We start from the raw sequence: 15545 nt of genomic DNA on the forward strand, positions 1-15545 counted from the left end.
TGTTCTAAACGAGCCGCTTGCGCTTTTTATTTAAAAAAGGGGTGATACACCATGATTCTATTAGAGAATGTAAAGAAAATATATAAAGCAAAAAGCGGTGATGTCACTGCTGTAGATAATGCCAATTTAAAAATAGATAAAGGTGAAATATTTGGTGTTATCGGATATAGTGGCGCTGGAAAAAGTTCTTTAATTAGATTGTTCAATCAGTTGGAGAAACCAACTTCTGGCCAAATTACAATTGCAAATCGTGTCATTTCAGCAATTACAGGAAGTGAACTTCGTAAGGCAAGGCAAGAAATCGGAATGATTTTTCAGCACTTCAACTTACTTTGGTCACGAACTGTACGTGAAAATATAGAGTTTCCACTTGAAATTGCAGGTGTTGATAAAGCGAAGAGAAGAAAACGTGTTGATGAATTAATTCATCTTGTTGGATTAGAAGGAAGAGGAGACGCGTACCCATCTCAGCTGAGCGGGGGACAAAAGCAACGCGTTGGGATCGCAAGAGCATTAGCTAACAACCCACAAGTACTTTTATGTGATGAAGCGACGTCAGCTCTTGATCCAGAAACGACAGATCAAATTTTAGATTTACTATTAGATATTAATAAGCGTCTCGGCTTAACAATTGTACTTATTACACATGAGATGCACGTAATTCGAAAGATTTGTAATCGTGTTGCGGTAATGGAGAAAGGAAAGATTGTAGAAACAGGTCCAGTACTTGATGTATTCCGTAATCCGAAGCAAGATATTACGAAACGATTTGTACAGCAGTTAACGGATTCTGAAGATACAAATGAAACGATTGAAAGTTTAATTGAAAAATATCCAGATGGAAAAGTAATTCGTTTGCAGTTTATCGGTGAGGCTGTAGAAAGACCAGTGCTTCAACGATTGATGCAACGCAGTGATATAGAAGTTAGCATTTTGCAAGGAAATATCGCACAAACGAATAACGGTTCTTACGGTAGTTTAGTTGTTCATTTAAATGGTGAGGAAACAGCGATCCAGCAAGCAATAGAAGGAATTCATCAAGATCAAGTAGAGCTGGAGGTGATTGCACATGGATAAGTTACTCACAAATGTTGATTGGAATCAAATGTTAGAAGCAACTGGTGAAACGTTATATATGACGGCAATCGCAGCTCTTGCGACATTTGTTTTAGGACTCATTTTAGGATTGTTACTCTTCATGACAGCAAAAGATAATTTATGGGAAAACAAATCAATTAATACGGTGATTGGAGCATTCGTAAATATATTCCGTTCTATACCATTCATCATTTTAATTATTTTATTAATCCCATTCACAAAGATTCTTCTTGGAACAATTCTTGGAGCAAGTGCAGCTTTGCCGGCTTTAATTATTGGAGCGGCACCATTCTACGCGAGAATGGTTGAAATCGCACTTCGCGAAATTGATAAAGGTGTAATTGAAGCTTCAAAAGCAATGGGAGCAAAAACAAGCACAATTATTTTGAAAGTGTTAATTCCAGAATCGTTACCAGCATTAGTATCTGGTATTACGGTTACGACAATTGCTTTAGTAGGCTATACAGCAATGGCAGGAGTTGTTGGTGCTGGTGGCCTTGGAACACTTGCTTACTTAGAAGGATTCCAAAGAGGGAATAACGATGTAACAATCGTTGCGACAATTTGTGTATTACTAGTTGTATTTTTAATTCAGTGGATTGGTGATAGTTTAACGACTCGAATAGATAAACGATAATAAAAAACGGGAGGATGTTTCAAATGAAAAAATTATTACTTACGGCACTTATTTCAACTTCAATTTTTGGATTAGCTGCTTGTGGCGGGAAAGATAAAGATGAAAAGAAACTTGTTGTTGGTGCTTCTAACGTACCGCACGCTGTTATTTTAGAAAAGGCAAAACCGTTACTTGAGAAAAAAGGAATTGAGTTAGAAATTAAAAAATTCCAAGATTACGTATTGCCAAATAAATCGTTAGCGGATAAGGAATTAGATGCAAACTACTTCCAGCATATTCCGTATTTAGAAAAAGAAATTAAAGATAAAAAGTATGACTTTGAAGTAGCAGGAAAAATTCATTTAGAACCAATTGGTGTGTACTCTCAAAAGTATAAGAGCTTAAAAGAGCTTCCGGACGGAGCGACAATTATTATGAGTAATTCAGTTGCTGACCATGGACGTGGTTTAGCAATTTTACAAAAAGAAGGTATTTTAAAAATTAAAGACGGAATAGATCCAGTTAAAGCAACTCCAAAAGATATTGCAGATAATCCGAAAAATTTAAAATTCAAAACGGATATCGAGCCTGGTTTATTGCCACAAGTGTATAACAATAAAGAAGGCGACGCTGTTTTAATTAACTCTAACTATGCAATTGATGCAAAGTTAAATCCGGAAAAAGATGCAATTGCAATTGAAGGAAATGATTCACCATACGCAAACATAGTAGCTGTTCGTAAAGGCGATAAAGATAAGAAAGAGATTAAAGCTCTTGTAGAAGTATTGCATTCTAAAGAAATTGAAGACTTCATTAATAAAGAATATAAAGGGGCGGTTGTTCCTGTAAAAGAATAATTGCTGAAAAGGGCTGGTGTATGCCGGCTCTTTTTATAACTATATAACTATTGGGGAGAAGGGGAAAGCATATGAAAAAGGTTCTACTGTCAATTGTTACAGCGTTGTCTGTATTTACATTAGCTGCTTGCGGAGGAAAAGAGGAGAATAAGCTTGTTGTGGGAGCTTCTAACGTGCCACACGCTGTTATTTTAGAAAAGGCACAGCCGATTTTAGAGAAAAAGGGTATTAAATTAGAAATTAAAAAATTCCAAGATTATGTGTTGCCGAATAAGGCTTTAGCGGATAAAGAAATTGATGCGAACTACTTCCAGCACATTCCTTACTTAGATAAAGAAATTCAAGAAAAGGGATATAAAATTGTAAACGCAGGAAAAATCCATTTAGAACCTATGGGCATTTATTCTAAGAAATATAAAAGCTTAAAAGACTTACCAGATGGCGGAACAGTGATTATGAGTAATAACGTAGCGGAGCGAGGCCGTATGTTAGCATTGTTACAAAAAGGTGGCGTTATTAAATTAAAAGACGGAGTAGATGTTGTTAAAGCAACAGTAAAAGATGTTGTAGAAAACCCGAAAAACTTAAAATTTAAAACAGATGTTGAACCTGGACTTTCACCGAAATTGTATGAAAATAATGAGGGAGATGCTTTATTTATTAATTCAAACTATGCAATTGATGCAAAATTAAATCCAACAAAGGATGCAATTGCGATTGAAGGATCAGACTCTCCGTATGCAAACATCATTGCAGTTCGTAAAGGTGATGAGAAGAAAAAAGAAATTAAAGAGCTAGTAGAAGTGCTACATTCAAAAGAAATTCAAGATTTTATTAATAAAGAATATAAAGGTGCTGTACTTCCGATAAGTGAATAAATATAAGGAAAGGGCTGGAAAATTACCAGTCCTTTTTTCTTTATATAAATAAGAAGAAAGGTGTATCATAGAAAGATGTGAAGGAAATATTTATATACATTTGTGAAAAAACGGTTACTTTTTTTCGGCGTTTGCGATATCATTTTATTTGATATAAAATTAGAATGAGAATAAAATGAGAATATGAACGTTTTAGGAATTTTTAAAATGTATATATAGGATTAATGGAGGTATTGAGATGGCTGGTTCTACATTAACGGTTAAAGACTTACACGTATCAATTGATGGCAAAGAAATTTTAAAGGGTGTAAACCTTGAAGTAAAAGGTGGAGAAATCCACGCAATTATGGGACCTAACGGAACAGGTAAATCAACTTTATCTTCTGCAATTATGGGTCACCCAAAGTATGAAGTAACAGAAGGTAGCATCATCATCGACGGTGAAGATGTATTAGAAATGGAAGTAGACGAGCGCGCACAAGCGGGTCTATTCCTAGCAATGCAATATCCAAGTGAAATTAGCGGAGTAACAAACGCTGACTTCTTACGTTCTGCAATTAATGCACGTCGTGAAGAAGGCGATGAAATTTCTCTTATGAAATTTATCCGTACATTAGATAAAAACATGGAATTCCTAGAAATGGATCCAGAAATGGCACAACGTTACTTAAACGAAGGTTTCTCTGGTGGAGAGAAAAAACGTAACGAAATTCTTCAATTAATGATGATTGAGCCAAAAATCGCAATCTTAGATGAAATTGACTCAGGTCTTGATATCGATGCATTAAAAGTTGTATCTAAAGGTATTAACGAAATGCGCGGCGAAGAGTTCGGTTGCCTAATGATTACGCATTACCAACGTTTATTAAACTACATCACTCCAGACTTCGTTCACGTTATGATGAACGGTCGTATCGTTAAATCTGGTGGCCCTGAGCTTGCACAACGTCTAGAAGCTGAAGGTTACGACTGGATTAAAAAAGAATTAGGTATTGAAGACGAAACAACAGAGCAAGAAGCGTAAGAGAGGAGCATAAACATGACAATCGGTACATTACCTTTCGATCAAGAAACAATCCGTCAACGCGCAAGCGAAGTAAACGAAGCAGCTTGGTTGACTGAGTTCCGCTTACAAGCTCTTGCACAAGCAACTGAACTTCCAATGCCAACGCCTGATAAAACGAAAATTGACAAATGGGACTTTATCGGAAAAGGCGACGCTGCTAAGCAAGAGCCTGTAAGTTCTTTAACTGAACTTCCAGAAGCAGTGAAAAACTTAATCGATGAAAATAACAGCGTATTAGTACAACGCACTGGTACAACTGCGTTCGTTTCTTTAGCAGACGAAGCAAAAGAAAAAGGTGTTATTTTCACAGACATCGTAACAGCTGCAACTGAGCATGCTGAACTAGTACAAAAGTACTTAATGAAAGACGGCGTGAAAGTAGACGAGCATCGTCTAACTGCACTTCATGCTGCATTAATCAACGGCGGTGCATTCGTATATGTTCCGAAAAACGTTGTTCTTGAAACTCCACTTCAAGCTGTATTCTTAGTAGATGGCGAAGAAGCTAACGTATATAATCACGTACTATTCGTAGCTGATGCGAACAGTACTGCAACTTATGTAGAAAACTACGTTGCAAATGAAAATGCTAAAGGTATTGCAAATATCGTGGCAGAAGTAATCGTGGAACAAGGCGCACAAGTGAAATTCGGTGCGGTTGATCTATTAGCAAAAGACGTAACAACTTACGTTAACCGCCGCGGCGTTGTAGGACGCGACGGCCGTATTGATTGGGCTCTAGGCCTTATGAATGACGGAAACACAATTTCAGAGAACGTTACGAACTTAATGGGCGACGGTTCATATGCTGATACGAAAACAGTAACAATTGGCCGTGGTAACCAAACACAAAACTTTACAACTAAAGTTGTTCACTTCGGTAAACACTCTGAAGGTTGGATTTTAAAACACGGTGTACAAAAAGATAGTGCAACATCTATCTTTAACGGAATTGGTAAGATTGAACACGGTGCATCTAAATCAAATGCACAACAATCTTCTCGCGTTCTTATGTTAGATGAAAAAGCACGCGGTGATGCAAACCCAATTCTTTTAATCGACGAAGATGATGTAATGGCAGGTCACGCAGCTTCAGTAGGTCGCGTAGATCCAGTCCAACTATACTACTTGATGAGCCGTGGTATTCCAAAACGCGAAGCAGAACGTTTAGTCATCCATGGATTCTTAGCACCTGTAGTTAATGAGCTTCCAATTGAAGGAGTAAAGGCACAGCTTGTTGAGGTAATTGAAAGGAAAGTGCGCTAATGAATATTCATGAAATACGCAAACAGTTTCCAATTCTTGATCAAAAAGTGAACGGCAAACAACTTGTTTATTTCGATAGTGCAGCAACTTCTCAAAAACCAATTCAAGTCATTGAAACGTTAGAACGTTACTATAAAGAATATAATTCTAACGTGCATCGCGGTGTTCATACGCTCGGTACGAAAGCTACCGACGCGTATGAAGGTGCACGTGAGAAAGTTCGCAAGTTTATTAACGCGAAATCAATGGAAGAGATTATTTTCACACGCGGAACGACAACTGCATTAAATACAGTAGCAGCTAGCTATGGTCTTGAAAATGTAAAAGAGGGCGATGAAATCGTTATTTCTTACATGGAGCACCATAGTAATATCATTCCGTGGCAACAAGTTGCGAAGAAAACTGGTGCAACTTTAAAATATCTTCCGCTTCAACCAGACGGTACAATTTCTTTAGAAGATGTTCGTCAAACAGTTACACCGAATACAAAAATCGTTTCTATTATGCAAGTATCAAACGTACTTGGAACGATTAACCCTGTAAAAGAAATCGGAGCAATCGCACACGAAAATGGCGCAATTATGGTCGTTGATGGTGCACAAAGTACACCTCACATGAAAGTGGATGTACAAGATTTAAACTGTGATTTCTACGCATTATCTGCTCATAAGATGTGCGGACCTACAGGTATCGGCGTATTATATGGTAAAAAAGAATTGCTGAACAATATGGAGCCAATTGAATTTGGCGGTGAAATGATTGATTTCGTAGATTTACAAGAATCTACGTGGAAAGAGCTTCCGTGGAAGTTTGAAGCAGGTACACCGATTATCGGTAATGCAATCGGACTTGGTGCGGCAATTGATTTCCTAGAAGAAATCGGTCTTGATAATATTGAAAAGCATGAGCATGAATTAGCGCAATACGCTTTAGAAAGACTATCAGAAGTAGATGGCGTTACAATTTATGGTCCAAAGCATCGCGCTGGTCTTGTTACATTTAATATTGAAGACGTACATCCTCACGATGTAGCGACTGTATTAGATGTAGAAGGCATTGCAGTTCGCGCAGGACATCACTGTGCGCAACCACTTATGAAGTGGCTAAAAGCTTCTTCAACAGCACGTGCGAGCTTCTATTTATATAATACAAAAGAAGAAATTGATACATTTGTTGAATCGCTAATCAAGACAAAGGAGTATTTCACAAATGTCATTTAATAATTTAGATACGTTATATCGTCAAGTTATTATGGATCATTACAAAAATCCTCGTAACCATGGCGTGTTAGAAGATAGTGTTACCGTTAACTTGAACAATCCAACTTGCGGCGATCGTATTCAACTTACGATGAAAGTAGAAGAAGGTATTGTGCAAGAGGCGAAGTTTGAAGGTGAAGGATGTTCAATCTCAATGTCTTCAGCTTCAATGATGACACAAGCAGTAAAAGGTAAGAAAATTGAAGAAGCACTTCAGCTTTCGAAAATTTTCTCTGACATGATGCTAGGAAAAGAGTACGATGACAGCATCGATTTAGGAGATATTGAAGCATTACAAGGCGTATGCAAGTTCCCTGCACGTATTAAATGTGCAACATTAGCGTGGAAAGCGTTAGAAAAGGGCTTAAACGAAGATAAGTAATGTTAAAGGTTCCTAAAAACGAGGTTATCTAAGGAGGGACACACCAACATGGCGAAGCAACTGCCAGATATCGGCGATTATAAATATGGTTTCAAAGACAAAGACGTTTCGATTTTCCGTGCTGGACGCGGTTTAACAAAAGAGATCGTTGAAGAAATTTCACGTATGAAAGAAGAACCACAGTGGATGTTAGACTTCCGTTTAAAATCACTGGATAAGTTCTACGAAATGCCAATGCCACAATGGGGCGGCGACTTAAACGACTTAGATTTCGATGAAATTACGTACTACGTAAAACCATCTGAGAAATCTGAGAAGTCTTGGGATGAAGTACCTGATGAAATTAAAGCAACATTTGATAAATTAGGTATTCCAGAAGCTGAGCAAAAATATTTAGCTGGTGTATCTGCACAGTACGAATCTGAAGTTGTATACCACAACATGAAAGAAGACCTAGAAGCTCTAGGAATCGTCTTCAAAGATACAGATAGCGCATTAAAAGAGAACGAAGATATTTTCCGTGAGCATTTCGGAAAAGTAATTCCACCAACAGACAACAAATTCTCTGCATTAAACTCTGCAGTTTGGTCTGGTGGATCATTCATCTACGTTCCAAAAGGTGTTAAAGTTGATACACCACTTCAAGCGTATTTCCGTATTAACTCTGAAAATATGGGACAATTCGAGCGTACGCTTATCATCGTAGACGAAGGCGCACACGTACACTACGTAGAAGGTTGTACAGCACCTGTTTACACGACTAACTCACTTCACAGTGCGGTAGTAGAAATCATCATTAAGAAAGATGCATATTGCCGTTATACAACAATCCAAAACTGGGCGAACAACGTATACAACCTAGTTACAAAACGTGCGGTTTGTGAAGAAAACGCAACGATGGAATGGATTGACGGTAACATCGGATCTAAATTAACGATGAAATACCCAGCAGTTATCTTAAAAGGCGAAGGCGCTCGTGGTTTAACATTATCTATCGCGATTGCTGGTAAAGGCCAACACCAAGATGCTGGTGCGAAAATGATTCACTTAGCACCAAACACGTCTTCAACAATCGTTTCTAAATCGATTGCGAAGCATGGTGGTAAAGTAACTTACCGTGGTATCGTACACTTCGGACCAAAAGCGAAAAACTCTCGCTCTAACATCGAGTGTGACACGTTAATCATGGATAACCAATCTACATCTGATACAATTCCTTACAACGAAATCAAAAACGATTACGTTTCACTTGAGCACGAAGCGAAAGTATCGAAAGTATCAGAAGAACAATTATTCTACCTAATGAGCCGCGGTATTTCTGAGCAAGAAGCTACAGAAATGATCGTAATGGGCTTCATCGAGCCATTCACTCGCGAACTTCCAATGGAATACGCAGTTGAAATGAACCGCCTAATCAAGTTTGAGATGGAAGGTTCTATCGGTTAAATAGAAATGCGGAGCCGACTGTTCAGACCCGTTGGCTAAGGTTCTTAGACATGAGGGTCTAGGAGGCGAAGCTGGACATATTTAAAGTGGAAGCGGCTCGTTCAGAATGTGAGGGGGATGGAGCTTCTGACGTAGAGGCGCTTTTTGCCTCATAGGAAGAAGTGAAGCCACCGAACATTCTAGCCGCTGGAACTGGATAATATATGTATGAAGAAAGCGTCCTGCTGTGCAGGGCGCTTTCTTGTTTTGCGGATTTGTCTTGGCGTGGGAGAGGATACCCGGGTGGGTGTTCAGCTAAATATATCAACGATTTTTCAAATATATCGATCATAAACGGGAATATATCAACGATTATTTCAATATATCAACGTTTCGACAAGGAATATCGATCTGTCGACAAGATAAGACAAAAGAAAATCCTCACATACCCCAAATATTTTATAAGAACAGAGAACGACTAGGTTTAAGACAAAGATACTGACAAATCCACTTGAACAACCACCCACTGAATTCTCTATTAAACTTTTTGACAAATCCACCCCTCCCTCCACTATCTGGAATTATTTACTGCATTAGCAAAAGTTTCTCATATAAAAAGGACAATCTTTTGCTTTTTCTCACAATGCGAGTACAATGTAAAATAGCAAGAAAAGACGAAAAGTATTTACAGGATTATTGTGTGCGCATAGCGTAAATGGCAGTAAGGAACTGAGAGGAGGTTTTTTCTCTGAATACAAATAAAGAAACAATCATCCACCTTTATCATACAAACGATATACATAGTCATTTTGAAAATTGGCCGCAAATTTCTCGGTTTGTTCTAGGGGAGAAAAAGCGAAGACAGGAAGCGGGAGAGACTGTTTTGACGATTGATATCGGCGATCATGTGGATCGTTTTCATAGTATTTCGGAAGCGACAAATGGGCTTGGGAATACGAAGCTTTTAAATGAGGCGTTATATGATTATGTAACGATCGGAAATAATGAAGGCATTACGTTAGCGAAAGAGCATTTAAATCGGCTCTATGATGATGCTGGATTTGAAGTACTTGTCGCAAATTTATTTGAAAAAGAAGGTGTACGTCCATCATGGGCAAAGCCTTATAAATTACATACAACGACAGATGGGATTACGATTGCTTTTATCGGGTTAACTGTTGCGTATCCAGAGTTTTATCAAATGCTCGATTGGCATATTGAAGATCCGCTTATCCATTTAGAGTCTATTTTAGAAGAAGTGAGAGATGAGGCACATATTACAGTTGTCCTTTCTCACCTTGGAAAAAGTATGGATGAGTATATGGCAGAGCATTATGATATAGATGTTATTTTAGGGGCACATACGCATCATTTATTTGAGCGTGGTGTTCTAATGAATAATACTTTACTTTGTTGCTGTGAAAAGTGGGGACGTTACGTTGGGCACGTGCAGCTTACTGTGGATAAAGAGACGAAGAAGCTGTTGAAAAAGGACGGTAGAGCGATTAAGATGGAACGGTTAGGTGCTTATAGCGAGCCGTTATCCACAATTGAAATACTGCAGGAAGAAAGTAAGCATATAATGGCAGAGCCTGTCGTTCATTTAAAAGAGTCATTACAGGTTGATTGGTTTCATGAGACGCCGTTTTCTTATATGTTAGCAAGTGCGCTGAAAACATGGTGCGGTGCAGAAATTGGCATGGTGAATGCTGGTGTACTTCTTGAAGGGTTAGAAGAGGGTGTCGTAACGCGCGGAGATATTCACAGAATTTGTCCACATCCAATTAATCCGTGTGCTTTGAAAGTTCCAGGAAAGATATTAAGAGAAGTTATTTTGAAAGCACGTAAGCCGAATATGGAGAATCTTGAGGTGAAAGGATTCGGATTTCGTGGGAAAGTGATGGGGAAAATGATTTACGCGGGTGTAGAAGTAATTCCAGATACGATTCCTGGGAATAAAATTTTACTCGAAGATGTATTAATTAACGGGGAATCGCTGGAATTAGATCGTATATATACAGTAGGAACAATTGATATGTTTACATTTGGCTACTTATACCCAGAGCTATCCACACTTTCTGACAAACAATATTATATGCCAGAACTACTTAGAGATGTGTTAACAGATATGTTAATAACTTATACTTCTTCTGTTAAACTATAGGCTAGTTAACTTGTAACACTCATTTTTCTCTTGTCATACAGATAAGAAAGAGAGGAGTGTGAACTATGGTTAATGTGGAGCCAATTATAATTGATAATTATACGTTTATTGCGGTTAGCGTGAAACTTCCAAAGACAAATTTGCTAGCTGTAATGAGCGATAAAGGATATATTATGTGTGGTGCATTAGATGTAGGTCTTTTAAATGAGAAATTAGGTGATCGAGGAATTATTGCTGGCCGTGCGGTTGGTGTAAGAACGATTGAACAACTTCTTGAAGCGCCGCTAGAATCGGTAACGACTGGAGCTGAAGCATTAGGCATTCCAGCAGGAACGATTGGAAAAGAAGCATTATTAAAAATGAGATAAGCATATATCGTCCCTCCTTCTTGCATAGAAATGATATAAGAAGGAGGTTTTTTTATGAGTATATTTCGCTCGAAAAACTCGCGGTTTCGAAGGGGACCTATTGCCTTTCGGTATATACTGCTTATGTCGTTTATTCTTTTTATTATATTACTTACGCAAGGGTTGTGGATTGTGAATAATAATATTCAGCCGACCTTAATTAAATATGGGGAAGTAGAGACGCATAAAATGGCGACGGCAATTATGACGAAGGCAGTAAAGGATCGAATTAATGAAGGATTCGATGTAGATTCATTAATGAAAGTACAGAATGATAAAAACGGAAAAGTATCTACAATTAATTTAAATACAAAGCAAGTAAATGAAATCGTAACGTCAACGACCACGTACATAGAAAAATATTTGCAGCAAGTAGAACAAGGGAAGTTGAAGGAGCTAGGTATTTCTGAAAAAAACGGGGCGACTATGGCAGTTCCTTTTGGGCGTGTAACTGATAATGCGCTTCTTGGTAATATAGGACCAGATATTCCGATTCATTTCACGCCAATTGGGCATGTGAATACAGATATTAAACAAAAAATTGAGCCGCATGGGATTAATACTACAGCGATTCAAATTGTTATGGAAATGGAAGTAACATTGCAAGTAATTATTCCATTTCATACGAAAGAGATAACGGTGAAACAAAATGTTCCGATTGCGACGCGTATCGTTCAAGGGGAAGTGCCTACGTATTATGGAAGTGGAAGTGTTGCTGTACCTGATAAAAAGAAAACAGATAGTTAGTTGTAAATAAAGTGAAACCCGGATCAGCCAGGTTTTTAATGGATAAAAAATAACCGTAGCAATGCAGCTACGGTTATCGTTTTGTATTTGCTCGTTCTTTGCGTTCCCAAAGGCTTAAATGCATGTATGGATCGAAGGCCCATTCTGTATAGCCATTGTCTTTATATATGCCAAAATGTAAGTGGGGCGGAAATTTTCCGGCTGTACCAGGAGGTCCATAACCAGTGCTACCAACAAATCCGATTACTTTCCCTGGCTCAACAATTTGTCCAAGCTGTATTTCTTTTGAGAACCCGCCTAAATGAGCGTAATAATGGTAATTGTTATGAAGGTCGCGAATACCAATGCGCCATCCACCAAGGCGGTTCCAACCTTTCGTTTCAATAATGCCATAGCAAGTCGATCTTACTGGCACGCCATATCCGGCGAAAATATCTGTTCCTTCATGAATCCTTCTGCCGCCAAAACTTCTTCCAGCGCCGAAAGTACTACGGTAGCTATGGTCACTACGGATCGGAAGAGGAAAAGCATTTCCCTCTAAATTAATACGGCCATAATGTTTATAAATTTGGGCATATTCGCTAATTAAATCAACTGTTTTTGCACGCCTATAATATTCCCAGAGCATAATTTTAATACGGTCTTCTGACGTTCCTTGTTTCCTTAAAATAGTCGCTGCGGTATGCAGAAGATCACGGTCGCTATTTGCATTTGCAAATCCATCTTTGTCACCATCTAAACCTATTCCGCCAAATAGAGAAATTGTATGGGGGAGAGTATCGTTACTATTAATAGGTCCAGCCCATATTTCTGGTTTGAAATAAAGGGAAATGATGGCATCTGGTTTTTTCGGAATATCTTTTCTTACGCTCCGTATATTTCTTTCATATTGATCCATTGCAGCTAAGTAATACCATGGAATGCCTGAAGACTGCTCGGTTTCTTTATATAGTGCCATGCGCTTTTCGTATATGCTTTGCTGATTATCTTCACCGTAAGCGATGTTTTGGTGAAGAAGAAAACAAATAGAAAGCAAAAGAGAAATTTTTCGAAGCATGAAATAGACTCCTTTCACAACATCACTCTTTTTAGTGTGGGATATACGGAGTATTTCATTATAGGGAACGATTGGAAAAAATCTTAGAATCTTCATTTGAGCAAATCGCTTTCATACGTTAGAATAGATATGTTACATTGAAAGAAGCGAACACGGTAAACTATTTCATATTGTGCGGAGTTGATAACCATGACAAAACAAACAGAATATAAGCGCAAGCCCGAATGGTTGAAAATTAAGTTAAACACGAATGAAAACTATACAGGCTTAAAGAAAATGATGCGTTCTAAGAATCTTCATACCGTTTGTGAAGAGGCAAAATGTCCGAATATTCATGAATGCTGGGCTGTAAGAAAAACAGCAACATTTATGATTTTAGGTGCGGTTTGTACACGTGCTTGTCGTTTTTGTGCGGTTAAAACAGGCTTACCAACTGAGCTTGATTTACAAGAACCAGAACGCGTAGCAGATTCAGTAGTACAAATGGGCTTAAAGCACGTTGTTATAACAGCGGTTGCACGTGATGATTTAAAGGACGGGGGAGCAGCTGTTTTTGCTGAAACAGTACGCGCAGTACGTCGTAAAAACCCATTCACGTCTATCGAAGTATTACCATCTGATATGGGTGGAGTAGAAGAAAACTTAAAAATGTTAATGGATGCAAAACCAGATATTTTAAACCATAACATTGAAACAGTACGTCGATTATCTGACCGAGTTCGCGCTAGAGCAAAATATGAACGTTCATTAGAGTTTTTACGTCGAGCGAAAGAAATGCAGCCTGATATTCCAACTAAATCGAGCATTATGGTGGGCTTAGGTGAAACGAGAGAAGATTTAATTGAAGCAATGGATGACTTACGTGCAAACAATGTGGATATTTTAACTCTTGGGCAATACCTACAACCATCTAAGAAGCATTTACCAGTTCTTAAATATTACCCACCAGCAGAATTTGCAGAGCTTAAAGAAATTGCACTTAGCAAAGGATTTAGCCACTGTGAAGCTGGCCCACTTGTGCGTTCTTCTTACCATGCGGACGAGCAAGTACGTTCTGCAAAAGAAAAAACAGCAGAAGCTAAATAATGAAAAAAAGAGAGCTAATGATTAGCTCTCTTTTTGTTTGTACTCTAAAACGGTATTTGGACATGTTAATAAAATCTTTTTTAATTCTTCTGTGGATAATTCAATTGTAAATTCAGGAACACCAGGTGTAATTAAAATTTTATCGTACGTATAAATAGCGTTATCCACAATAATTGTTACATCGTGTGAATATCCGAAAGGAGCCACACATCCCGGCGTACAACCAGTTTTGTCTCGCAGTTCATCAGGAGAACAGAGAGATAAGCGTTCTCCTGATAGTTCTTTCATCTCTCCCCGGTTGAGCCTTGTGCCTTCTAACGTAAAAAATACGTAATAATCTCCAGACTTTGATTTTAAAAATAAGCTTTTACTTGGGGTGCCTTGTAAGCCAAGTCTCTCGCGTACGATCCGATCGGTCTCATAATCGAGTACTGGTTCGTGTTCGAATTTTTCATAAGAAACATTTGTTTTATGTAGTAAAGCAAGTACGTCTTCGTACATATGAAATGATACCCCTTTCTATTGTTAGAACAGTCTCTTCTCGTGGCGTCAACTGAATGTTTTGGAAAGGGATATTACTTGGACGATGCTTCCCATAAGCGTTTTATGATACATTGTTCGTCGATTGTAATTTCGTAAATATCAGGATTCGTTAAAGTTCTCCATTCATTAAAGCCAATTGTATGATCAAAATGCTTTAAAATGAGCGTAAGTAAATTGCCATGTGTAACAAGTAGTGTTGTCGTATGGTTTAATTGTAAAACGTCTTGAATAAGCGATAGGGCCCGGTCTGTTGCTTGTTTTGTTGACTCTCCGCCTGAAAAGGCAATATCTATATTTGTAAAAGTAGATTCTAGTTTTTGCATCCAATCATCCATTGGAATGTTGCTCAATATGCGTTCAGTTAATCGTTCATCTTCTTGGATAGATAAGTTAGCTTGGAGCGCATAGGGCCGAATGGAATCGATAGCTCGGACAAATGGGCTTGAAATAATATGATCGATTTGTAGATGACTTTCTAAGAGGAATGTAGCAAGGGTGTTTGCTTGGTCTTTTCCATCGGTCGTTAATTCATCATCACGTTTTTGCCCAATTGCTGAACAATGTCGTATTATAATAATTTTCTTCATAATTCATCCCCATCTTTCAAGTTGACGCTATATACTTCGACAAATGTAGAAATAATTCCTTTTTATTGGAAACAGTATATTGATTTAAATATGTGGAAAAGTAATGT

General features: G+C 38.1%; 16 protein-coding genes. 13 read left to right on the forward strand and 3 right to left on the reverse strand.

The annotated features are described in order from the left end of the window. Positions 1-51: 51 nt before the first annotated feature. The 12 genes from MR112_RS11580 to yunB all read left to right on the forward strand — a co-directional run bounded on the left by MR112_RS11580 (position 52) and on the right by yunB (position 12165). A complete protein-coding gene (locus tag MR112_RS11580; protein ID WP_000601754.1) occupies positions 52-1077 on the forward strand; it encodes a methionine ABC transporter ATP-binding protein in 1026 nt (341 codons plus the stop codon). Continuing rightward, on the forward strand, positions 1070-1735 hold the full coding sequence (locus MR112_RS11585) for a methionine ABC transporter permease (protein WP_000359557.1): 666 nt from the start codon (positions 1070-1072) through the stop codon (positions 1733-1735). Before MR112_RS11580 ends, MR112_RS11585 begins: the two co-directional genes overlap by 8 nt. A gap of 23 nt (positions 1736-1758) precedes the next feature. Next, positions 1759-2571, forward strand: coding sequence for a methionine ABC transporter substrate-binding lipoprotein MetQ (gene metQ / locus MR112_RS11590; protein WP_063537946.1), 813 nt, complete (start codon positions 1759-1761; stop codon positions 2569-2571). Positions 2572-2642: 71 nt separating this feature from the next. Beyond that, positions 2643-3449 (forward strand): methionine ABC transporter substrate-binding lipoprotein MetQ, encoded by an 807-nt coding sequence (metQ, locus tag MR112_RS11595; RefSeq protein ID WP_078403712.1) that lies wholly within the window; start codon positions 2643-2645, stop codon positions 3447-3449. Positions 3450-3687: 238 nt separating this feature from the next. Continuing rightward, positions 3688-4473 carry a Fe-S cluster assembly ATPase SufC gene (gene sufC / locus MR112_RS11600; RefSeq protein WP_000929160.1) on the forward strand — a complete coding sequence of 262 codons (786 nt, stop codon included), beginning with the start codon at positions 3688-3690 and terminating at the stop codon, positions 4471-4473. 15 nt (positions 4474-4488) lie between these two features. Then, entirely contained in the window at positions 4489-5781 is a 1293-nt protein-coding gene (gene sufD, locus MR112_RS11605; RefSeq protein WP_000152167.1) for a Fe-S cluster assembly protein SufD, read from the forward strand. Beyond that, positions 5781-7001 (forward strand): cysteine desulfurase SufS, encoded by a 1221-nt coding sequence (sufS, locus tag MR112_RS11610; RefSeq protein WP_001020767.1) that lies wholly within the window; start codon positions 5781-5783, stop codon positions 6999-7001. Before sufD ends, sufS begins: the two co-directional genes overlap by 1 nt. After that, positions 6991-7422 carry a Fe-S cluster assembly sulfur transfer protein SufU gene (gene sufU / locus MR112_RS11615; protein WP_000009523.1) on the forward strand — a complete coding sequence of 144 codons (432 nt, stop codon included), beginning with the start codon at positions 6991-6993 and terminating at the stop codon, positions 7420-7422. The genes sufS and sufU overlap by 11 nt, the downstream gene beginning before the upstream one ends. A gap of 48 nt (positions 7423-7470) precedes the next feature. After that, positions 7471-8868: a Fe-S cluster assembly protein SufB gene (gene sufB / locus MR112_RS11620; protein ID WP_001118827.1), complete on the forward strand. Its 1398-nt coding sequence runs from the start codon at positions 7471-7473 to the stop codon at positions 8866-8868. A 751-nt stretch (positions 8869-9619) separates the two neighbouring features. Continuing rightward, positions 9620-11011 carry a bifunctional metallophosphatase/5'-nucleotidase gene (locus MR112_RS11625; protein ID WP_370658490.1) on the forward strand — a complete coding sequence of 464 codons (1392 nt, stop codon included), beginning with the start codon at positions 9620-9622 and terminating at the stop codon, positions 11009-11011. A gap of 65 nt (positions 11012-11076) precedes the next feature. After that, positions 11077-11379, forward strand: coding sequence for a YunC family protein (locus tag MR112_RS11630; RefSeq protein ID WP_000248466.1), 303 nt, complete (start codon positions 11077-11079; stop codon positions 11377-11379). 54 nt (positions 11380-11433) lie between these two features. Continuing rightward, the gene (yunB, locus tag MR112_RS11635) at positions 11434-12165 is read left to right on the forward strand and encodes a sporulation protein YunB (RefSeq protein ID WP_000021800.1); all 732 of its coding nucleotides are present in this window, start codon (positions 11434-11436) and stop codon (positions 12163-12165) included. A gap of 73 nt (positions 12166-12238) precedes the next feature. Here the strand turns inward: yunB and MR112_RS11640 are convergent, their stop codons facing one another. Then, a complete protein-coding gene (locus MR112_RS11640) occupies positions 12239-13222 on the reverse strand; it encodes a M23 family metallopeptidase (protein WP_000944663.1) in 984 nt (327 codons plus the stop codon). Between the two features lie 189 nt (positions 13223-13411). Here MR112_RS11640 and lipA point away from each other — a divergent pair, with 189 nt between their 5' ends. Beyond that, entirely contained in the window at positions 13412-14308 is an 897-nt protein-coding gene (gene lipA / locus MR112_RS11645; RefSeq protein ID WP_000166372.1) for a lipoyl synthase, read from the forward strand. 21 nt (positions 14309-14329) lie between these two features. Here lipA and MR112_RS11650 read toward each other — a convergent pair whose 3' ends face one another. Next, entirely contained in the window at positions 14330-14809 is a 480-nt protein-coding gene (locus MR112_RS11650) for a YbaK/EbsC family protein (RefSeq protein WP_000272746.1), read from the reverse strand. A 74-nt stretch (positions 14810-14883) separates the two neighbouring features. Next, a complete protein-coding gene (locus tag MR112_RS11655; protein WP_242244970.1) occupies positions 14884-15438 on the reverse strand; it encodes a histidine phosphatase family protein in 555 nt (184 codons plus the stop codon). Positions 15439-15545 lie beyond the last annotated feature (107 nt).

The organism is Bacillus cereus group sp. BfR-BA-01330 (genome assembly GCF_022663885.1).
Taxonomy (GTDB): Bacteria; Bacillota; Bacilli; order Bacillales; family Bacillaceae_G; genus Bacillus_A; species Bacillus_A cereus.